The 21,959-nt window shown below is 72.3% G+C and carries 11 protein-coding genes and 1 tRNA gene; 4 read left to right on the top strand and 8 right to left on the bottom strand.

Features of this window, described 5'->3' with window-relative positions:
• Together QM633_RS01060 and QM633_RS01065 are read right to left on the bottom strand one after the other, a co-directional pair.
• A partial coding sequence (locus tag QM633_RS01060; RefSeq protein ID WP_415151863.1) for a DUF5979 domain-containing protein occupies positions 1-13,722 on the bottom strand: 13,722 nt, incomplete at its 3' end.
• 313 nt (positions 13,723-14,035) lie between these two features.
• Positions 14,036-15,130, bottom strand: coding sequence for an ABC transporter ATP-binding protein (locus QM633_RS01065; protein ID WP_415151864.1), 1,095 nt, complete (start codon positions 15,128-15,130; stop codon positions 14,036-14,038).
• 187 nt (positions 15,131-15,317) lie between these two features.
• Between QM633_RS01065 and QM633_RS01070 the strand changes: the two genes are divergently transcribed.
• Entirely contained in the window at positions 15,318-16,058 is a 741-nt protein-coding gene (locus QM633_RS01070; RefSeq protein ID WP_415151865.1) for a DedA family protein, read from the top strand.
• A 52-nt stretch (positions 16,059-16,110) separates the two neighbouring features.
• Here the strand turns inward: QM633_RS01070 and QM633_RS01075 are convergent, their stop codons facing one another.
• The 4 genes from QM633_RS01075 to manA all read right to left on the bottom strand — a co-directional run bounded on the left by QM633_RS01075 (position 16,111) and on the right by manA (position 18,591).
• Positions 16,111-16,716: a class I SAM-dependent methyltransferase gene (locus tag QM633_RS01075; protein WP_415151866.1), complete on the bottom strand. Its 606-nt coding sequence runs from the start codon at positions 16,714-16,716 to the stop codon at positions 16,111-16,113.
• 1 nt (position 16,717) lies between these two features.
• A tRNA-Thr gene (locus tag QM633_RS01080) sits at positions 16,718-16,790 on the bottom strand.
• A gap of 83 nt (positions 16,791-16,873) precedes the next feature.
• The gene (locus QM633_RS01085) at positions 16,874-17,401 is read right to left on the bottom strand and encodes a cobalt ABC transporter (RefSeq protein WP_415151867.1); all 528 of its coding nucleotides are present in this window, start codon (positions 17,399-17,401) and stop codon (positions 16,874-16,876) included.
• Between the two features lie 5 nt (positions 17,402-17,406).
• On the bottom strand, positions 17,407-18,591 hold the full coding sequence (manA, locus tag QM633_RS01090; protein WP_415151868.1) for a mannose-6-phosphate isomerase, class I: 1,185 nt from the start codon (positions 18,589-18,591) through the stop codon (positions 17,407-17,409).
• 256 nt (positions 18,592-18,847) lie between these two features.
• On the opposite strand from manA, the gene QM633_RS01095 reads away from it, so the two are divergent.
• Complete coding sequence (locus tag QM633_RS01095) at positions 18,848-19,132, top strand: DUF3263 domain-containing protein (protein ID WP_415151869.1); 285 nt, start codon at positions 18,848-18,850, stop codon at positions 19,130-19,132.
• A 36-nt stretch (positions 19,133-19,168) separates the two neighbouring features.
• Here QM633_RS01095 and QM633_RS01100 read toward each other — a convergent pair whose 3' ends face one another.
• Together QM633_RS01100 and QM633_RS01105 are read right to left on the bottom strand one after the other, a co-directional pair.
• A complete protein-coding gene (locus tag QM633_RS01100; protein WP_415151870.1) occupies positions 19,169-19,558 on the bottom strand; it encodes a VOC family protein in 390 nt (129 codons plus the stop codon).
• Between the two features lie 50 nt (positions 19,559-19,608).
• Positions 19,609-20,124 (bottom strand): hypothetical protein, encoded by a 516-nt coding sequence (locus QM633_RS01105; RefSeq protein ID WP_415151871.1) that lies wholly within the window; start codon positions 20,122-20,124, stop codon positions 19,609-19,611.
• Positions 20,125-20,184: 60 nt separating this feature from the next.
• Between QM633_RS01105 and QM633_RS01110 the strand changes: the two genes are divergently transcribed.
• Both QM633_RS01110 and QM633_RS01115 read left to right on the top strand, forming a co-directional pair.
• Positions 20,185-20,877, top strand: coding sequence for a response regulator (locus tag QM633_RS01110; protein WP_415151872.1), 693 nt, complete (start codon positions 20,185-20,187; stop codon positions 20,875-20,877).
• A gap of 13 nt (positions 20,878-20,890) precedes the next feature.
• A partial coding sequence (locus QM633_RS01115) for a sensor histidine kinase (protein ID WP_415151873.1) occupies positions 20,891-21,959 on the top strand: 1,069 nt, incomplete at its 3' end.

Consider the following 21,959-nt stretch of genomic DNA (forward strand, 5'->3'; position numbering starts at 1 on the left):
CCCGTCGCCGAGGACGCGCTTGGTCACCACCAGCGTGGCGGTGATGAAGTTGTCCACCACTCCCACGGTCGTCGGGTGCTGGCTGTCGCCGGTCACGGTGACGCCGCCCGAGCCGATCCCGGACGGGTCCAGCCCGGCCGGGTCGTAGCTGACGTCGTGCGGAGCCAGGGAGGCGTCGGTCTGCCGCACCGTGCAGCTGGCACCCACCGGCAGCCCGGTGAAGGAGTGCGAGCCGGGACCGGTGAAGGTCCAGCTGTCGCCGCCCGGCGCGCTCACGTCCTCCTGTACCCCGTCGACCTCGCGGGTGCAGGCGATCCGGACGGTATAGGCGCCGCCGACGTACGGCTCGGCCGTCGTGGGGGAGCCGTCGAGGGTGAGCCCGAGGGTGACCGTGAGCGAGCCGAGGCTGAACGTGTTGGTCGGGGTGGCGAGGTTGGCCTGCCCGTCCACGATCGTCACCTCGACCGGGTCGGACGGGGCATCGGCACCGCCGGTCGCGGTCTCGGTGACCGCGCAGACCGCGCCCACCGGGATGCCGGTGAACACCTCACTGGCCAGCCCGTCGGCCTGGTTGAGCACGATGCCGGACCGCGAGAACACCTCGTGCGCGGTTCCGCCGGTGTCGCTGAGCCGGCAGCTGACCGAGAAGGTGAAGTCCCCCGCGGACCAGTCCGGGACGCCCGCGCCGGCGAGCTGCTTGACGACCTGCAGGGTCCCGGTGTGGTAGTCGTTCGTCACCTGTGCGGTCACCGCGGTGCCGGCCTCGACGCTCAGGCTCGGGGTGTCGATGCTGACCTGCCCGGACGGGAGCGGGAAGGCGGCGTCCGCCTCGCCGACCCGGCACAGCGCCCCGGTCGGCAGGCCGGGGTAGGCGGTGCTGCCCGAACCGGTGATCCTCCGGACGCCGTCCAGGTCGTCGCCGAGGGGGTGGGCGTCGCCGGGGATGTCGACGCCGGTCCAGATGCCGTCGACCAGCCGTGCACAGGACAGCTTCACCGCGAAGGCGGCGGACGCGTACGGTTCCGCGTCGCTGTCGGTGCCGTCCACCTGCACCCGCTTGCCGACCACGACCGTCCCGGTGGTGAACTCGTTGGTGATCTCCACCTGCACCGGGTCGTCCGGATCGGCGCCGACGACCGGGGTCGAGTCGGAGATGGTGGTGCCGTTGGCGCCGCCGGTCGCGGTCTCGCCGACCTCGCAGGACGCGCCCGTGGGCAGGTCGCGCACCGTCCAGCTCATGCCGGTGGCCGCCGACAGCTCGTGGCCGTCGTCGAACACGACCGCGGCAGGGGTGGCCGGGTCGGCGTCGGTGTCGAACACGCACCGCAGGTGCACGGTGAACTGCTGGTCGGCGCCCCACGCGTCCGCGCCGTCACCGGTGAGCCGCTTGGTGAGGGTGATCGCACCGGTGCCGAAGTGGTTGGTGAACCCCGCGATGCTCACGCCCGCGCCCGCCGGGTCGGCACCGGAGCCCCGGACCAGGGTGAACGAGACCGAAGCGGCGTCGATGTCGGCGCCCGCCGTCCCGTCCTGGGTCAGCCGGACGGACGTGCGCGCCGCGTCGCCGGTGTCGGTCTCGGCGACCGTGCAGTCGGCGCCGGCCGGCAGCATCGTGAACGTCGTGCTGCCACCCCCGTCGAGGTCGAACGCCTCGTCGAGCACGGTGGTGCCGGTGAACGTGCAGGTCGCCTGGAAGCCGAAGCTCCTCGGGTAGGCGATCGGGTCGCCGCCGGCGTCCGCCGCGCCGCCGTCGTCGACGGCCTTGGTGACGGTGAAGCCGGCGTAGGCGTAGGTATTGGTCACACCGAGTTCCAGCGCCTGCAGCATCGCCGGGGTGCCGGCGGTGACCACGGCCGCGGTGTCCCAGTCGTGCTGGGTCACCTCGGTCGACGTGGCGCCCCGGGCGTCGGTCTCCGCCGCCCAGCAGTGGCTGCCGAGCGGGACGCGGGAGGGGTTCCCCTCCGCGTCGGTGACGTTGACGTGCTGGTCGCCGGCGATCGTGATCTCACGGGAGAACACGGTGCCGCGGACGCCGTCCACCTCGGCCTGGCAGGTGACGAGGACGCCGAAGGTCGCGCCGGTCGCCCACGCCTCGCCCCTGGCCTCGCCGGCCAGGGTCTTGGTGACCCAGACGGTGCCTGCGCTGAACTGGTTGGTGAAGGTCGCGACGTTGGCGGTGTCGTCCTCGGCGACCGTGATCGTGACCGGTGCGGGCGTGGCGTCCGCGCCCCCGTCGTCGGTCTCGGTGATCGTGCACTCCGCTCCGACGGGGACGGGCCCCAGCCCGTCCTCGCGCAGGCGGGTGGCCGTGCTCCCCGACGCCCGGGTGAGGCTGAGGTCGCGGGTGTAGACCGGATCGGTCGCGCCCGCCAGCGCGCAGCTGACCGAGAAGGTGAACGGCCCGTCGCCGAAGCTGGTCTGGCCCGCGCCCTCCAGCTGCTTCAGCACCGAGATGGTCGCGGTGTGGAAGTCGTTGGTGACGGTGAAGGCCTGCGGTGCGGCCGGGTCGGCGCCGACCGTCACGCTGCCGTTCGGGCTGATCGAGGTGGCCTGGGCGAGCGGGGAGCTGGCCGTCTCACTGACCTGGCAGGACGCGCCGGTGGGCAGGTCGGTCCAGGTCGCCGACGCCGCACCGGTGATCGTGCGGGACGGGCCGTCGGGGATCGTGACGGCGTCGGCGATCCCGTCGTCGTCGAGGTCGCGGGTGCAGGCCAGCGACACGGTGTAGCTGCCCTGCGTCCACGGCTGCGCCGAGGTCGCGACCCCGTCGAGGGTGAGCGCCTTGGTGACCCTCACCGCGCCGACGGTGAAGGTGTTGGTGATACCGGTCTGCTCCGTGGTGGCGTTGCCGATGGTCGGCGAGCCGTTGGTGATCGACGTGCTGTTGGCGCCGCCGTTCCTCGTCTCGGAGACCGCGCAGGACGCCCCGGTGGGCAGGTTGGCGATCGTCCAGGTCGGGTCGGCCTTGGACAGCGCATGGGTGGTGTCGAACACCTGGTCGGGGTTGGCTGCGGCCAGGGTGCAGACCACGTGGACGGTGAACGTGCCGCCGCCCCACAGGTCGGCGCCGGCGCCGGCGACCGTCTTGGTGACGGTCAGCGAGCCGACCGGGTAGTGGTTGGTGAACGCGACCGCCGTGGCGTTCGCGCCGCCCGCGACGAGGGTGAAGCTGGCCGCGGTCGTCCCGGTGCTGGTGGACGAGCCCTGGCTGACCACGACGTCGGTGCTGGCCGCTCCGGCGGCATCGGTCTCGGTGACCGTGCAGCTGGCCCCGGCGGGCAGGCCGGTGACGCTCTTCGTCGCCCCGGCCGTCAGGGTGAACGACGCGTCGGCCGGGTCGGTGACCACCTGGCTGCCCCGGAAGGTGCAGGACGCGGTGAAGTGGGCCGCGTCGTAGCCGATCGGGTGACCGTCGGCGTCGGTGGCGTCGCTGCTGATCGCCTTGGAGACGGTGAAGCCGGCGAAGTCGAAGGTGTTGGTGAACGCGGCGGCGGTGGTGGCTCCCGCCGGCACGGAGGTCAGCGTGACCACCTTGCCGGCCGGGTCGACCGGCATGGCGCCGGCCGCGTCCGTCTCGGTGACCGTGCAGTCCGAGCCCTGCGGGATCGGCCCGAGGTCGGCCGAGGTGAGGCTGGTCTGGCCCGCGGTCGGGGTGAGGGTCACCGTGGTCGGGCCGAAGACCGTGCCCGAGCCGGCCAGCGTGCACTGCACGGAGAAGACGAACGGGCCCGTGCCCCAGGTGCTCGCGCCGGTGCCGGCGATGGTCTTGGCGATCCTCACCCTCGCGGTGGTGAAGCTGTTCGTCAGGGTCTGGGCGACGGTCGTGGCGTTGCCGACCGTGACGCCGCCGGAGGAGGTGACGGTGGCGACCGGTTGCGCGGGGGTGCCGGCCGGGTAGGTGGTGGCCGTCTCGGTCGCCGCGCAGGACGCGCCCTGCGGCAGGCCGGTCCAGGTCACCGAGCCGGGCCCGGTGACGGTCTTCACCGCGCTCGGGACGGTGATCGCCTCGGCCGTGCCGTCCCCGTCGAAGTCCTTCGTGCAGGCCAGGGTGAACTCGTAGGTCGCGTCCTTCCACGGGGAGCGCGTACCCAGGCCGTCGGCGATCGCCTTGGTGACCTGCACCGACCCGGTGTTGAAGGTGTTCGTCACCGTGACCGTCTGGACGGCCGCGGTGATCGTGGGCGCAGGCACGTCGATCGTGGTCGCGTTGGCGCCGCCGGACGCGGTCTCGGTCACCGCGCAGCGCGCGGCGGTGGGCAGCTTGCGGACGCTCCAGATCTCGCCGCCGGCCAGCGAGTGGGTGCTGTCGAAGACGGTCACTGCTGCGGTGGCGGAGTTCGCGTCGTGGTCGAGCGTGCACACCAGCCGGACGGTGAACGGCCCTGCGCCCCACGCGCCCGCGCCCGAGCCGGTCACGACCTTGGTGACGTCCAGTCCGCCGACGGTGTAGGCGTCGGTGAAGCCGACGACGGTGGCTGCCGGCGACGGCCCCTCCAGCGGGGACCGGCCGGCGACGAGGGTGAACGTCGAGCTGGTCGCCCCGTCGCTCACCTGGCCCGCGGTGCCGTTCTGGGTGACCACGGACGACGCGTGCGCGTTGCCTGTGCCGGTCTCGGTCACCGAGCAGGACGCGCCGACCGGCAGGCCGCCGAACGCCCGGGACTCGCCGTCGAGCAGCGCCAGGTCGGAGACGCTCAGCACGGTGTTCCCGTTGAACGTGCAGGTGGCCGAGAAGTGGTAGGTCGCCGCGTAGGTGACGGCGTTCCCGGCCTGGTCGACCGCGCCGCCGTTGCTGACGGTCTTGGTGAGGGTGAAGCCCGCGTTGTCGAAGGTGTTGGTGAACGACGCCGTCCTGGTGCCCCCGGCCTCGATGGCGTCGAGCACGACGACCCTGCTGTCCGGCTCGACCGAGGTGGCCCCTGCGGTGCCGGTCTCGGTGACCGTGCAGACAGCGCCCTTGGGCACCGGCCCGATGGCCGCGGACGTGAGGCCGGTCGCCGTCGACAAGGTGATGCCGCTCCGGCTGAACACGGTCCCCGTCGTGCCGGTGAGAGTGCAGCTCACCGAGAACGTGAAAGTGCCGGTTCCCCAGGCGACCGCCGCGTCACCGGCCAGCGCCTTGACGATCCGGACGGTGCCGAAAGCGAAGTCGTTCGTGACGGTCTGGGACACGGTGGTGCCGTTGCCCACGGTCACGCCGGTGGCCTGGCTGGGGCTGTAGGTCACCGTCGGCGTGGGTTGGGCGGGGGTGCCGCTCGGGTAGTCGATCGAGGACTCGCTGACGGTGCAGTTCGCGCCCTGGGGCAGTCCGCTCCAGGTGTAGGTGAAGCTGTTCGCCCTGGTCAGCACCTGGGTGGCGCTCGTGGAGAGCCCGGTCAGGTCGACCGTCTCGGAGCTGCCGTTGACGGTGCGGGTGCACGCCAGCGTCATGGTGTAGCCGGCGCTGGCCCACGGCTCGGCCGTGGTGGCCGTGCCGTTCACCGTCAGGGCCTTGGTCACCCTCACCGAGCCGGTGGCGAAGGTGTTGGTCACCGTGGTGGTGCGGGTGGTGTTGGTGGCGATCGTCACCGTCTGGCCGGAGTAGGTGGTGCTGTTCGCGCCGCCCGCCTTCGTCTCCGTGGTCGTGCAGGAGGCGTCACGGGGGAGGTTCTCCACCCGCGCGATGCTGTAGCTGGCGCTGCTGGTGCTGAACGTGTAGCTCTTCGCGTAGACCGACGTGCCTGCCTCGGGGTAGCCGACCGTGCACAGGAGCGAGACCGTGAACGGTGCACTGGCCCACACCGAGCCGGTCGGGCTGACCGTCTTGGTGAGCTGCAGCGTGCCGACGGTGTAGGTGTTGGTGAAGGCGGCGACGTTGTCGGTCGCGACGCCGGTGACCAGGGTGAACGCGGCGCTCGTCGCGGTCCCCGATGCGTTCGTCTGGCCGGTCCGGCTGACCTGGTAGGTCACCGTGGGCGACATCGCCGGGGTCGTCTCGGTCACCGTGCAGGACGCGCCGGAGGGCAGCCTGTCGAAGGTGTTCGAGCCCCAGCTGCCATCCCCGCTGCCGGTGATGGTGAACGTGGTGTCGAGCACCGTGGAGGTGGTGGTGTTGTTGTTGAAGGTGCACTTCGCGGTGAAGGTGACCGAGGTCGGGTAGGTCAGGGTGCTGCCGGCCTCGTTCTTCGCCAGCGTGGTGCCCGCCACCGCCTTGGAGACCGTCAGGCCCGCGTAGGAGTAGGTGTTGGTCGCGGTGATGCCGATCGCCTGGGCCACGGTCGGGTCGGACTGCGCGGTGACGGCCACGCCGGTCTCGAAGCTGGAGTGGTCCACCGACGATCCGGTGGCCCCACCGGTGGTGGTCTCGGAGGCCCAGCAACGGGTGCCGACCGGGAACAGCCGGGGGCTGGCGCCGTTCATCAGGGTCGTGCTGCCCGCACCGGTGATCGTGACGTTCTGCGTGAACGACGGGGTGCTGGTGGTCCCGCAGCGGACGGCGACGACGAAGGTCCCGCCGCTCGCCCAGGCCTCGCCCGCCGCCTCGCCGGCGAGCGTCTTGGTGATGCTCAGGGTGCCCGCGGAGAAGGCGTTGGTGACGGTGACGGTCGTCACGTCGCCGGTCGCGTCGTTCGGGCTGATCGTCACGATCTGGGCGGCCGCGGGGGCGTCCGCGCCGCCGGTGCCGGTCTCGGTCACGGTGCAGGACGCGCCGAACGGGATCGGGCCGAGCACGGCGGAGGCCAGCGTGCCGGTCGGGACCGGGACGCCGGTCCGCGTGAAGACGGTTGAGCCGCCCAGCGTGCACGACACCGAGAAGGTCGCCCCGGTGAAGAAGGACGAGCCCGCGCCGAGCAGGGTCTTGGTGATCTGGAGCTTGCCCGCGCGGTAGTTGTTGACGACGCTCACGGCGCTCGTCGTTCCGTCGCCGACGGCGACGGTGGTGGGCGAGACCGTGACGCTCGGATCGGGCTGGGGGCCGGTGACGCCGGTGATGCCGGCCACGTTCTCCGCCACCGAGCAGGACGCGTCGGTGGGCAGGCCGTCCCAGGTCGCCGTCCACGAGCCGGCCCTGGTGAGGAACGTGGTCGCCCCGCCGGGGATGGCGACCTGCAGCGGGCTGCCGTTCACCTGCCGGGTGCAGGTGAGGGTGACCGGGAAGCTGCCGTCTGCCCACGGCGATGCGCTGGTCGCTGCGCCGTTCGCCTGGACCTGCTTGGTCACCTTCACCGAGCCGGTGCCGAACCGGTTGGTGATGCCGACCGCTGCCGGCGTGGCCGCGTCGACGGTGAAGCTGCCACCGGTGATCGAGGTCGCGGTCGCCCCTCCGGAGGCCGTCTCGGTCACCGCGCAGTGCGCGCCGGAGGCCAGGTGGTCGACGGTCCAGCTCAGGCCGGTGGCCCTCGACAGCGTCTTCGTGGCCCGGTAGACCTCGGACGGGTCGGCGTCGGGGTGAGTGCAGACCAGTTGTGCGGTGAAGCTCTGGTCGCCCCAGGCCTCGGCACCGGCGCCGGTGATCGACTTGGTGATCGTGACCGAGCCGGCGGTGAACGTGTTCGTGTACGCCACGGCGGTCGCGTCCGCACCGCCGGGGACGAGCGTGAACGACGACTTCTTCGTTCCGCTGTCGACCTCGGTGCCGCCCTGCGAGGTGGTGACGCCCGTCGAGTCGGCGCCGGCGGCGTAGGTCTCGGTCACCGCGCAGGTCGCTCCGGCGGGCAGTCCGGTGAACTGCTTGCTGCCCCCGGCGCTCAGGCTGAATTGCTGGTCGGCGGCCGGCACGACCTCGTGGCCGAGGAACGTGCAGCTGGCCGTGAAGGTGAAGTCCTTGAACGGGACCTGGTGCCCGTCGGCGTCCAGCGCGGGCCACTCGGGAACGTCCTTGGTGACGGTGAAGCCCGCGGCGGCGTAGGTGTTGGTGACGCCGATCGACCCGGTCGGGCCCGCGCCCCAGCCGTGGGCGATGTTCGCCACGGCGGAGTAGTCGCGCAGCGCGACGGCCTCGTCGGGGCTCACCACGGTCGTCGTCGCGGACTGGTTGTCGTCCTCGGTGAGCGAGCAGTGGGAGAACAGGGGCAGGTTCACCAGGTGCGTGTCGTTGTAGGCCAGGACGGTCCCGTCCGCGTTCAGCGCCACGCTCGCCACGTTGCCGCCCGCGCCGTTGTGCAGGGCCACCGGCTCGCCCAGCGAGGTGCAGCTGAGCGTTGCGGCGTAGCTGGACGGCAGGAAGGGCAGCCAGGCGGCATCGGCGGGGGCGACGACGGTCTTGGCCAGGTCGAGCTGTCCGCTGGCCAGGGCGACGCCGACCTTGCGCGGCTCGGTGACCAGGGAGGCGCGGGCCGGGAAGGTGCGGGATTCGGCCGTGCGCGAGCCGACGGCGACCGAGTTCCAGGCGATCGGCTCGATGGTGCCGGCGTCCGCCACGGGGGAGGACGCCGGGGTCCTGGTGTCGAAGGTCACCGTGAACGGCGAACCGGGCAAGAGGCCGTCGTCGGGGTCGTCGAAGGTGAGCAGCACCTTGATCGCCCTGGCCGTGGCGAGGGCCGCCGCGCTGGTCTGGTCGGTGAACGGGATCCAGGCCGTGCCGCAGGTGCTCTGCCCGCCCGGCTTGGTGTCGTTGCCGATGTCGGCCTTGTTGCACGTCGCCGAGGGAGCCGTGGTCGAGTAGTAGGAGGTCAGCGTGTACGGGTCGGCCTGGTCGAGGCCGGTCACGGTCAGGTTGCCGAGGAAGGTGGTGGAGAACCGCGACTTGCGCGCGGTGCTCACGATCACCCCGGTGTCGCCGGGGGCGGGCAGCACGTCGATCGCACTGACGACGTTGGCCCTCACGTTGCCGTTGTTGGCCAGCGACAGCCGCCAGGTCTCGACGCCGCCCGGCCGGGTGATCGGTGCGCAGGTGCCGGTGTAGAAGCCGTCCGCATCCGCGGTCGCGCAGGCCGCCGAGGTGGCGGCGCCGACCGAGATCACGCCGAGGTCGTCGTAGTTGGCCTCGCCCTGGCTGGCCTTCGGGTCGCCGGCGGCCGTGCCCTTGACCGCCTTGGACACCGAGATCGGGGTGGAGGCCGCGGCGACCACCGTGGTGGCGGACGCGCAGGTCGGCGTCAGCGAGGTGATCGGCGTCTGCGCCTGGTCGTCGGTGGTGTAGTCGCACCGCTCGAAGTCACGTCCGGAGCCGACGGTGACGGTGTTGGTGACGGCCGTGCCCGCCGGCAGCCGGTCGCGGAACCGGAGCTTGGCCGAGACCAGCAGCACCTGGCCGGGGCTGAGCACGAAGCCGGAGGGGACGGTGATCGAGATCGCCCCGGTCGCCCCGTCCAGGCTCGCGGCGAACCCGCTCGCCGCCGCACCGTCCACCGTGAAGCCGAACACCGGGTCGGCGTCGGCCGCCACCAGCGGCGAGGAGCCGCCGACCAGGTCGATCTGGTCGGCGATGGTGAGTCCGGTCATCGCCCACGCACCGCTGTTGGTGATCTTCAGCTGGAAGGGGATGGTGGCGTCCAGGTCGTAGCGTGGCGCCTCGTCGTCCGAGCCTTGGCCGGGGGTCTTCTGCACGGTGATCCGGTTCGGGCGGTGCAGCAGCGAGGTGGTGGCGGAGTCGGTGGCGTCGGCGGTCCAGCTGTTGCCTTCCTGCGTGCGCCAGGCGGCGACGCCGGTCACGTCCACCACGTCGGTGGTGACGCCCTGGCCGGCCTCTCCGGGCGCGCTCGCCATGCCGGGCAGCGTGCTGGGAACGGGGGTGTCGGTGGCGCCGCCGGTGCCGTACACCAGCAGGGCGCGTCGGGTCGCGGCGAAGCGCACGGTCACGGTGGGGTCGGCAGGGCGTTCCCACTGGACGACGCTGCCGTCGACCACACGGCGGACCTCGAAGCGCACCCCGCGAACCTCGCCGGCGCTGATCCCCGGCGGCAGGACGGGGGTCACCTGGCTGTTCGCGTCGGCGTCCCGCCAGCTGTCGGCCTGCCAGCAGCCGGCCAGGTCGGTGTCGCCGTCGCAGGTGGCGACCAGGGTGCCGTTCACCAGCTCGTGGCCGATCCCGGTGAGCACGGACATCCGCAACTGGTTCACCGGCTTGGGCAGGGTGACGGTCGGCGGAGCGCCGAAGTCGAACGCGTTCCAGAAGGTCGGCGTGTCGTCGGTGAGGGTCAGCTGCTGGGTGCGCGCGGTTCCGGTGGGCCGGCCGGTCAGGGTCACGGTGTAGCTGGCCGACTGGTCCTCGTACCGGATGGCCGGGCTGATCGACTTGGCCGCGCTGACGGCGTAGGTCGGCTGCGCGATGTCGATGGAGACGGAGTCGGTGGCGGTCGGCTGGTCGCAGTCGTCGGCGGGCGCGTCGGTGCAACCGATCCCGCCTGCGCTCACCACCGTGGTGCGTGCGGTGTTGACCACGTCGTCGGTGGCGGTCATCGCGTCCCCGGCCGTGCCGTCGTCGTTGCGAACCCTCGCGCGCAGCTGGTAGGTGAGGACGGCCACGGCGCTCGCGTCGCTGGCGATCAGGCCCCGGGACGGGTCGGCCAGATTGGCTGCCGCCCCGTACTCGACGCGGACGCCGACGACGCCGGCGAGGTCGGCCGCCGTGGCCGCCTCGGCCTGCGCGGCGGTCAGGGTCTGGGTCGACCTCTGGCCGTCCGCCAGCCGGGTCAGCACGACCGAGACGTCGTCGGCGCCGAGCCCGGCGGGAATGCCGCCGAGCTCGATCTGGTACAGGTTGAACGAGCGGTACCAGGCCAGGCTCGCGGACGGGTCGGAGGGATCGCTGAGGTCGATCTGCGGCACGCCGCTGGCCGTGTTGTTGGTGGCGGTGAGCGTCGCGCTGACCAGCGGGTAGGTCTCACCGTCGTGCTGCGGGATGCCGAGCGCCGTCTGGTCGAGGGTCTTGGTGAGGCTGACGTTCAGCGGCCGGTCGTAGATGGTGATGTCGACGGAGTCGGCGCTCTGCACCGCGGTGGTCCCGTCCGCCAGCGCCGTGGTCAGGGTGCCGGTCACCTCGGTGTCGTTCAGGACGACGCCCGGCTCGCCGGAGTTGTAGGTGTGGCCGTGGCTCGTGCCCAGCACGAAGGCCGCGGAGTCGCTGCGCAGGGTGCGGCGGAGCTGGAAGTCGAACTGCACCTGCCGGTCGAAGGCGTCGCCGCTGGTGGCGACCGCGCCGGTCTCGCTGCCGCTGCCCGGCGCGAAGGTGAGCCGTGCGGCCAGGGTGTGCTGACGCTCGGCCGCGGTGAGCGTGTAGCCGGGGAACCCGCCGTCGCACCCGCCGGCGCAGGCGGCGGAGGTGATGTCGGTCCACCCGCTGCCGTCGAGGTAGAGCGCGACGCCGGCGACCCTGTCCGCGCCGATCGACGGGTCGGTGGCCGTGGTGATCGGCCGGATCCGGACCAGGTCGAACGCGTCGTAGACGGAGGCGGCGATCTGGTCGACGTGCGGGTCGTCGACGACCTCGACGCTGGACATGCTGAGCCCGTCGGTGCCCCAGCGGACGGCGGCCGTGCGGGTGCCGTCGGACAGGGCGGAGATGCCGGCGTCGGCGTCCCTGGCGCCGGTGTCGGGGTCCAGCCAGTACTTCTCGACCAGATCGACTCCGCCGATCCCCCCGGGGACCGGCCGCAGGGTGAGGTCGTCGGAGTCCACGGCACCGACGGGGGAGGAGATCGCGTCGTCGTTGGCGACCTCGGCGGTGACCGGGTTGGTCAGCTCGCTCGTCCCCGTGGTCGCGGAGATGAGCGGGTTGCTGCGGAGGGCGGAGCGCAGTGCCACCTGGAAGCGCGGCATGACCGTGAAGCCGGCCGGCAGCAGGCCACCGCTGTCCTTGGGCGTGAAGACGAACCGGATGCCTTGCACGGCCGCGCTCTGGGCGGCGGTGAGCCGCAGCGACCAGCCGTCCTGCGGCCCGCTGACGGGTTCGGCGAGGTTCTGCCAGGCCGCGCCGTCCCAGTACTGGACGGTGAGCACGGCGTTGCTGGGCACGTCGGTGGGCAGGATCCGGGTGAGGTCCATGTGATCCCAGAACGTGGCGTCGTCGTCGGTCAGGGTCAGGTGGTCGGAGCCGACCGTGGAATCGGCGGAGACCTTCCCGGTGAGCTGGACGGTCGCGGCCGAACCGGCCGAAGCCCAGACCCACGTCCGGTTGAACGACTTGGTGACCGAGGTGCGGACCCGCTGCGGCAGCAGCGCGATGTCGGCAGAGGCGCGGGCGGCGTCCGTCCCCGCGGCGCCGGTCGCCGCGGCCGAGACGGTGTTGGTCGCGGTCGTCCCGCCCTCGTCGGTGACCGCCTTCGCCTTCACGGTGAAGGGCAGCACGACCTGGGCGTGCGGCCCGATCCCGTCGTGGTCCGCGGAGAAGGTGACCGAGAAGCCCGCCACGACACGGTTCGGCGCCGGCAGGGTGTCGGTGGTCGTGGTCGAGAGCGTCTCCTCGGTGCCGTCGGCGTAGCTGTAGGTGATCGACGCCGAGGTGGCGCCGGACGGCCAGGTGAGCTGCGCGTCCGCGTGCGAGTCGGTGACGAAGGAGACGAAGTCCAGGCCCTGCTCGGCGAGCGTGGGCTCGCCCGCCGCGGGCTCGGCCACCGTGATGGTCGAGGTGGGCATCACTCCGGTGTCGGCCTGGACGGTGACGGTGGTCGTCCGTCCGGCCACCAGGGAGGCGCCGTCGAACGACTTGGTGACCTCGACCTGCACGGCCTTCTTCTCGAAGGTGACGCCGGCGGTGGCGGCGTCGGACGCCGACTCCGACCCGCGCACGGCGGTGGCGGACGCCGTGTTGGCCACGACGAGCCGGTCGTCGACGGCCAGGTCGTCGAAGGCGCCCTCACGGGCGGTCGTGGTGAGCACGATCGAGGCCGGGTCGCCCGCCGGCAGCGTGCCTGCGGCGTTGCTGAACCTGAACCTGACCCCGGTGACCGCGGCCAGGTCGATCCCGTCGAGGAGGGTGGCGGGGTCGGAGGGGATCGGCACCCGGGCGCCGTCGTGCCAGGTGGTGCCGTCGTAGAAGGAGAAGGCGACGTGGTCGGCCCCGCTGGGGGCGTCGAGGGCGGCGATGCCGGTGAGGGCGAGGGTGGCGAACGGGTTAGTGCCGCCGACCTCCTGGGGGTCGGAGATCACCAGCGCGTCGACGCCGACGTTGGAGGTGTTCGCCCCGCCGAGGGTGAAGGTGACCTCGCGTCCTGCGATCGCCGGCTGCGTGGACGTCGGCGAGACCGCCTTGGTCGCCTTCGCCGACAGCACCGGCGGGATGTCGAGTTTCACCGAAGCGGAGTCGGAGACGCTGTCGGCATTGTCGGCCGTCGCTGTGAAGGTCGTGGAGGCCGAGTCGCCGTCGGCGTCCCCGGAGGCGTCCTTGGGCAGCTTCACCTTGACCGTGACCTGGACGACCTGGCCCGCGTCCAGGCCGCCGTCGCGGAAGCTGAGAGTGAGGTCCCTGCCGTCGAGGGACGCGTCTGCGATGGCGGGACTGACGCTGACCGCCGATTCACCGTCGTAGACCAGCGGCGCGGGCAGCGTGGCCTTGACCGTGGCGTTCTCGCACTGCTCGGCGCTGCACTGGAGGTTCACCGTGTAGCTGAAGGTTTCACCCGGGGAGAGCGTGGGTACTTCGCCCTGGTGGCCGGTCACGTACGCCTCGATGCTCAACTCGGCGTCGGTGTCGGCGAATGCTGAGGGTGCGGTCAGCGGTAGCGAGAGGACCGCGAGGACGAAGCTCAGCAGGAGGCCGAGGGCGGCGCGAAGGCGTTCTGGGCGCAGGGCAGGACGACGCATGGCGTTGTGCAGTCTCTTCCGGTGGCTGGAGTGGCTGTCCGAAACGTATCGGCGGTGCGTGGGTTGCGCTGACGGATCGCCACTTCTGAGAGCGAGCGCGGCGCAACTCGCGACCGTGAGTCGAGACTTCCACGCCGGGCTGGGCCCGCGTCAGTCCCCGTTCGGGGACAATTCTCCGCGCAACGAACGGCAGCGGTCGCTCGCGGCAGGTCGGCGGAGCGCCGGGAATTCACCATCGTCGGGGTGGACGGGGCGCCGTGGACGCAGGAACGCCTCCGCCCCCTCGTGGGGGAGCGGAGGCGTTCGACGGGCGTCAGGCGCTGAGGCGCTCCTGCGTCTTCTCGGAGAAGACGTGCATCGTCTCCGGGTCGGTGTTCAGCTTGACGACGGTGCCGCGCTGCGGTGGCGTCCGGGCAGAGACACGCGCGACGATCTGCTGCGCGGTCAGCTTCTGGTCGGCGTCGAGGCCGGACAGTGTGCCGTACACGTAGCCGTCGGCGCCGAGCTCCTCCACGACGTCCACGTCGAGGCTGATGCCCTCGGTGGCGATCCGGAAGTTCTCCGGGCGGATGCCGAGGACCAGGGTCTTCTCCTCGCCCGCCTTGGCCAGCACCTCGCGTGCCACCGGTACGACATAGTCGCCGATCTTCACCCCGCCCTCGACGATCTCGCCGGTGATCAGGTTCATGGCGGGGGAGCCGATGAAGCCCGCGACGAAGAGGTTGGCGGGACGGTCGTACAGGGTCAGCGGGCTGTCCACCTGCTGCAGCAGGCCGTCCTTCATCACCGCGACGCGGTCGCCCATCGTCATGGCCTCGACCTGGTCGTGCGTGACGTAGACGGTGGTGACGCCGAGACGGGTCTGCAGGGCGGCGATCTGGGTGCGTGTGGAGACGCGGAGCTTGGCGTCCAGGTTGCTCAGGGGCTCGTCCATCAGGAACACCTGCGGCTGGCGGACGATCGCCCGGCCCATCGCGACGCGCTGGCGCTGGCCGCCGGAGAGGGCCTTCGGCTTGCGGGCGAGGAAGGTCTCCAGGCCGAGCAGCTTCGCGGCCTCCATGACGCGGGCATCGCGCTCGGCTTTGGGGACGCCGGCCATCTTCAGCGCGAAACCCATGTTGTCGGCGACGGTCATGTGCGGGTACAGCGCGTAGTTCTGGAACACCATCGCGATGTCGCGGTCCTTCGGCGGCAGGTCGGTGACATCGCGGTCGCCGATCAGGATCTTGCCCGCGTTCACCTCTTCCAGGCCGGCCAGCATCCGCAGCGACGTGGACTTGCCACAGCCGGACGGGCCGACCAGGACCATGAACTCGCCGTCGCCGATCTCGAGTTCGAGCTTGTCGACGGCGGGGTGGTCAGCGCCGGGATAGACCCGGGTCGCTTCCTTGAACGTGACAGTGGCCATGCCAAACACACCTTTCCACGGGCAGGTACGTGCCCGACGATCCGTAGTGGAAGAGAAGCGCCGCGGGTGCGGCAAAGCTCATCTTCGCACGAACCGGAGGCGGCTGCCACGGTCTCCTCTGTTTCCCCCTTACGGGGGACAGGCCGCACCGGGGGAGGCGCCGCGCGGCCTCGGGTACGCTCGCGCCGTGAGTGGAGACCAGTCCGGCGACGAGCCGACCGACCCGCGGCGGGAACCCGCGCCCGGGGCCGCCGCAGAGTGGTGGGACGACCCGTCGCTGCCCTGGAAGCACAAGCCGACGCGCGCCGACATCGCCTGCTTCAGCTGGCTGGGAGCGGTCGCCGTCTACGGGATCGTGATCAACATCCTGCGTCCCGGGCTGCTCGCCAGCGCGCCGCACGTCCTCGCGTCGCTCGGTTCCTGGTCCGGCTCGGTGCTGGTCGGGGCGATGGCCAGCGCGGGGGATCCCTGGTGGCCGCTGGTGTGGCTGCTCGGCACCGCGGGACTGGTGAAGTTCGACTGGATCTACTGGTGGGCGGGCCGTCTGTGGGGGCGCGAACTGATCGAGGTGTGGTCGGGACGCTCGGAGCGCGCGCGGCGGACCAACGAGTGGGCGAGCCGTTTCGCCCGCAGGTACGAGACGCTCGCGCTGGTGATCTCGATGGTGCCCGGGGTCCCGGGACGCGGCGTGGTCGTGGCGGTGCTGGGCGAGGCCGGCACGAGCCTGGCGAAGTTCCTCACCGTCTCGCTCGCCACCTCCGCCGTCGTGGTCGGCGGATGCCTGGCCGCCGGCTACTGGATCGGCGAGCCGGCGGTGGCCCTGATGCAGACCTACGGCAGCTACCTGTGGTACGTCTCGCTGGCGCTCCTGGTGCTGGTGGTCGTGCAGTACGTGCGGACCCAGCGGAAGCGTCCGTCGGCCACCTGAACGGCGACCGGACCGCGACCAGACACCCGGCCTCTCCGACCCGGTCCGCGGCTCAGGGACGGGTGAGGACGGCAACCAGGAAGCCGGCGTCGGCAGTGAAGGGACGAAGGTCCCAGGTGGAGAAGCGCGACTCGACCGCGAGGCCGGCGGCCGCGGCGTCCTCGGCGAAGTCGTCGAAGGCGTAGCCCCGGCCCGCACCGAAGCCGACCACCGCCCGTCCGGTCGGCGCGAGCAGGGATGCGAACCCGGCCAGCACAGGGACGCGGGTGGCCGGGTGCAGGAAGCCCATCACATTGCCTGCGCACAGGATCGCGTCGAACGCCGCGGGCGCCTCGGGCGGCAGCGTGAGGCCGGCCAGGTCAGCGACCACGTACAGCGGTCCGGGGGAGTCGGCCCGGGCCGCGGCGATCAGGGTCGGGTCGACATCCACCCCGACCACGCGGTGCCCGGCCTCGGCGAGATAGCCGGCGTGCCGGCCCGGGCCGCAGCCGGCGTCCAGGATCGCGGACTCCCGCCCCACCATGGCGTCGATCAGCCGGGCCTCGCCGTACAGGTCGTGGCCCTGTGCGGCGAGCATCCGGAACCGCTCGACGTACCGGGTCGAGTGCCCCGGGTCGCGGGCGATGATCTGCTGCCACTGGCCGAGAGGATAGGTCACGAGCCTCCGACCGGATTCGAACCGGTGACCGTCCGCTTACAAGGCGGGTGCTCTGCCAGCTGAGCTACGGAGGCGGGCCCGGAGGTCCGGCGCCCCATTGTGCCAAAGACGGACGGCCGCCGGTGAGCCGAGGTCGTGCACTCTCCGGTGGACGAGCTCACACCGTCCCACCGGGCAGCACGAGGTCGGCCAGGTCCCGCGGCCGGTCGGCCAGCCAGTGCGCCGACTCCTGGGCCGCCCAGTCGTCCCAGTGGACGGCGAACAGCTCACCGTCCCTGGCGATCGCCCGGTCGCGCCGGGTGGTGGGGTCGAGGTCGAGCCAGATCGCGAGCCCCGCGAGCGCACGGCTGCCGGGGGTGATCGCGCCGCAGCCCTCGATGACCAGCGGCAGCTCCGGATCCAGCCGGCGCCACCCGCCCGGCGCGCCCGCCGCCCAGTCCCAGGTGCGGAAGCCGTCGCCGGTGATCAGGCCGGGCACCGCCGCCGCGGCCGCCGACAGCCCGTCCCAGCCGGGGTAGAGCTCGTCGAGCCCGACCACCTGCACCTCGCCCCCGCCCGGCCAGTGACCGGCGAGCGAGGACGCCAGCGTGGTCTTGCCCGATCCGGCGCCGCCGTCGATGAGGACGACCGGACGGGTCCCGGAGGCCGCCAGCCCCCGCAGGGCCGCGGCCAACTCGTCCGGCACGGCCCTCAGCGCAGTCCGGACGCGGCCACGAACGCGACCGCGTCGCCGCGCAGGGTCACCACGTCGTCGGCGGCGAGGAACGCCGCGCCGCCGCGGCCGAGGGGGAGACGGTCCTCGCCCGTGACCAGTTCGGCGTCCCCGGAGACCATGAGCAGTTCGCGCGCGGAGCCCTCACCCGGCACCGCGACCCCGGCCTCGGCGAACCCGGTGATCCGCCACACGTCGAACTCGGGGCACGGGGTCGGGTAGCGGTCGACGCCGGGGGAGACCGGCTCGGGACGGGTCACCTCGGGCTCCCCGGAGGAGAAGTCGACGACCTTGACCAGCTCGCCGACATCCACGTGCTTGTTGGTCAGCCCGCCACGGATGACGTTGTCGGAGTTCGCCATCACCTCGATACCGGTCCCGCGCAGGTGGGCGTGCATGTGCCCGGCGGGCACGAACACGGCCTCGCCCGGCTGCAGGACGACACGGTTCATCAGGAGCGCGGCGAGGATGCCGGGGTCGGAGGGGAACACCTCGTCGAGTTCGAGGACGGTGCGGGCGAAGTCGCCGATCTCGCCCTCGTCGTCCTTGTGCCGCATCGCGGCGGCACAGACCAGTTCGGACAGCTTCGCGCGTTCGCCCTGGAGGCTGAGCACGTCGAGGAAGACCTCGGCGAGGGCGGCGGAGCCCTTGCGCTCGGTGAGCGGGCCGATCACGCTCGACAACTCCTCGGCCACCCCGAGAGCCTCGAACAGCGAGGCGGTCCGCTTCGGGTCGCGGAAGCCCGACAGGGTGTGGAACTCGTCGAGAGCGACCAGGATCTCCGGCTTGGGCCAGTCGTCACGGTAGGTGCGCTCCGGGGCGTCCATCGCGATCCCCGCCGCGTTCTCCCTGTCGTAGCCCTCGCGGGCCTGGTCCCGGGACGGGTGCACCTGCAGCGACAGCGCATGGCGTGCCGACAGCACCTTCAGCAGGTAGGGGAGCTGGTCGCCGAACGCCTTCCGGCTCGGTTCACCGACCAGCCACGGACGGGCGGCGATCGCCGCGTCCAGCTTCTCCCCGTCCACCTCGGACGGCGACAGGGGATGGGCGCCCAGCCAGTACTCGGCGAACGGCCTGCCGTCCGCCGGGATGCCGAGGATCTCCGGTATGGCGTCGGTGGTTCCCCATGCGTAGTGCTGGACCGTGCCGTGCAGCAACTGCATCGAGCATCCTCACTGTTGACTCTCCGGTTCGGCGCGCAGGCCATCGTCGATTCTAGCCAAGGGCTGGGGGCGCCCCGAACCCGCCGATCCGGCCCGGCTCCGGGAGCGCCGAGCGGCCCGCAGCCCAGCAGGTCCCCACCCAGTCCTTGGCCGACCTCATCGCCGGGCGGGCACCGGAGCGCACCGCCGAGCCGCGTGCGCACGGGCGGGTCCCGGGACGAATGACACCGATGTTGTTCGGCGGTACGCTGGGCCCATGTCCGACCCCATGGCCACCCCGGTCGCCCCTCTCTCCGAACAGCAGGCAGCACTGCTCGACTTCGAGAAGCAGTGGTGGGCGCTGTCCGGGTCCAAGGAGTCCGAGATCCGGGAGCGGTTCGACATCTCGCCGACGCGCTACTACCAGCTGCTGAACGCCCTCATCGACACCGAGGAGGCGCTGGTCCACGATCCGCTGCTGGTCAAGCGGCTGCGGCGGCTCCGGGCGGCTCGCCAGAAGGAACGGACCGCCCGTCGCCTCGGCGTGAACCTGAAGGTCTGACGCCTCCGCCGGCCCTGCGCCCCAGCGACCCCGACGTCAGCCGGTGGACAGGTCCTGCACCACCTGGAGCAGGTGACCGTCCGGATCGGTCAGCCACGCGATCAGCAGCCGGTCCAGCCAGACCGACGGCTCATGCACGGGTTGTGCGCCCAACTCGAGGAGCCGGTCGAAGCCGGCGCGGACGTCGTCGGTCCACAGCACCACCACGGCCCGCTGGCCGGACGCGACAGGTTCCAGCCAGTGGTCCTCCCTCGCGGAGCGCTCGGTGGCCAGCCCGATCCGGTAGCCGTCGAGCTCGAGGTCGACGTGGACGGCCTTGCCCTCCGCCGGCTCGCGGAACACCTCGATGAAGCCCAGGGCGCGGTAGAACGCGGCTGCGGCCTCGATCCGTCTCGTGAACAGCACCACCTGCGGTGAGCGGAACATGACCCGATCCTCGCCCGGACCCGTGCCGGGCCACAACCCCTCTTCGGCGTTCAGCCACGTCCCGTCCGGGCCCGGCGTGGACGCAGCAGCGCGGCGATCCGGCGCAGCCCGGCGTTCGTGACCGGACGCTCGGTGTAGCCGCCGCGGGCCAGCCCCGCCCCCCGCTCGAACCCGTTGCCGGACGCCGGGTCGCCCCGCCGCAGCCACGACCACGCCGACGCGAGGCCGTACAACGGAAGGAACGGCAGCCCCGCGCACCAGAAGTACTGCCAGCTGTGCACGGCCTCGTGGGCGAGCGTCCCAGGCTGGCGCACCTCGACGCCGGCGAGCAGGCCGTGCGGAACCACCACCACATTTCCCACCGTGAACGCGCCGGCCCGGGGCAGCGGCAACCGGTAGCCCTCGGCGATCAACAGCCCCTCCGGCCCGCTGCGGACGCTCGCCCGCCCGGCGAGCGCGACGACGAGCCCGGCCGCCGTGGACAGGTTGACGGCGTTGCCTGCGGCCCGCACCCGGTGGGCGGCGCTCAGCCTCGGGGCGGTCGGTGCGTCGGGTGCCGTCGGCATGCGCCCATTCTGCCGTCGGCAGGGCCACCCGACACTAGGCTGGCGCCCGGGGAGGCAGCCATGACCGCGAAGCTCGGCCACGTCCTCGTCGTCGACGACGAGGAGGTTCTCGCGGGTGTCGTCGCGTCCTACCTGGACCGCGCCGGTTTCGACACCACGGTGACCGGCGACGGGCGGGACGCGGTCGAGCTGGCCCGTCGGCTCGACCCGACCGTCGTGATCCTCGACCTCGGGTTGCCCGGCCTGGACGGGGTGGAGGTGTGTCGCCGGATCCGGACGTTCAGCGACTGCTACCTGATCATGCTCACTGCGCGCACCGACGAGGTGGACGTCCTGATCGGGCTGTCCGTCGGTGCCGACGACTACGTGACCAAGCCCTTCAGCGCCCGCGAACTGGTGGCGAGGGTGCAGGCCATGCTGCGCCGTCCGCGAGCCGGTGGGGACGAGGCGCCGCTCCCCGTCCGCCGGTTCGGCGCGCTCGAGGTGGACGCGTCCGCCCGGGAGGTGCGGGTGGGCGGAGCCCTGGTCGAGTTGACCCCCACCGAGTTCGACCTGCTCAACGTCCTGGCCGCCCGCCCGCGGCTGGCGCAGAGCCGGCGGCGGCTGATCGAGACGGTGTGGGGCGCGGCCGGTGACGACCACCTGGTGGACGTCCATGTCGCCAACCTGCGACGCAAGCTGGGTGACGACGCGGCGACGCAGCGCTATGTCGTGACGGTGCGCGGCGTCGGTTACCGGATGGGCTCGGGATGACGGCGGGGCGCCGGTGGCGGGGCTGAGGCCGGGGGAGCGGTTCGCGCACACCTTCTACGGGCGGTTGCTGCTGGGCCAGCTCGCGGTCGGCGTCGTCCTCCTGGTCACGGTCGCGGCGGTGACGGCGAGCGTCGCGCCCGGACTGTTCGAGCGGGACCTCCTGGAGAACGGCCACCTGGCCAGCGCCGACCAGCTGCGCTTCGTCGAGGGCGCGTTCGCCAGGGCGCTGTGGATCTCGCTGGCGGTCGCGGTCGTGGTCGCATCCGCTGTCGCGGTGGCGATCGGGCTGGCTACCGTCCGTCCGCTGCGCCGGCAGCTGCGGGAACTCAGCCGGGCTGCGCGGGCGGTCGCTGCGGGCGACTTCGCCCTGCGGGTTGAGCCCGGCCCGGACGCGGGCGAGGAAGTGCGCGGGCTCGCCTCCAGCTTCAACACGATGGCCGCCCGGCTGGGCGATGCGGAGGAGGCCAGACAGCGGCTGCTCGCCGACCTCGCCCACGAACTGCGCACGCCGATCGCTTCGCTGTCGGTGACCGTGGAGGCGCTGGCCGACGGGGTCCGGGATGCGGACGCGGCCACCCTGGCCACGCTGTCCGAGCAGGCGGGTCGGCTGACCCGGCTGGCCGGCGACCTGCGCGACATCTCGGACGCGGAGGGCGGGCTGTCGGTGCACCGCGCGCCGTGCCGGGTGGCTGACCTGCTGGAGGGTGCCCGTTCTGCGGCCGCGGAGGAGTTCGCCCGCAAGGGTGTCGCGCTCGAGGTGGAGGGTGACTCCTCCGAGGTGGTGGACGCGGACGCGCAGCGGATCGGCCAGGTGCTGGCGAACCTGCTGTCCAATGCGCTGCGGCACACCCCGGCCGGGGGCCGGGTGGTGCTGGCCGCGTCCCGTGGCGCGGCGGGGACGACGATCGCCGTCACCGACACCGGCGAGGGCATCGAGGCAGAACACCTGCCGCGGGTCTTCGATCGCTTCTACCGGACGGACGCGGCTCGCAGCAGGGACGCCGGCGGCACCGGCATCGGCCTCGCCGTCAGCGCCGCCATCGCCGAGGCCCACGGCGGGATGCTGGCCGCGGCGAGCCCCG

Origin of the sequence: Propionicimonas sp. (assembly GCF_047606205.1) — a bacterium.
Taxonomy (GTDB): Bacteria; Actinomycetota; Actinomycetes; order Propionibacteriales; family Propionibacteriaceae; genus Propionicimonas.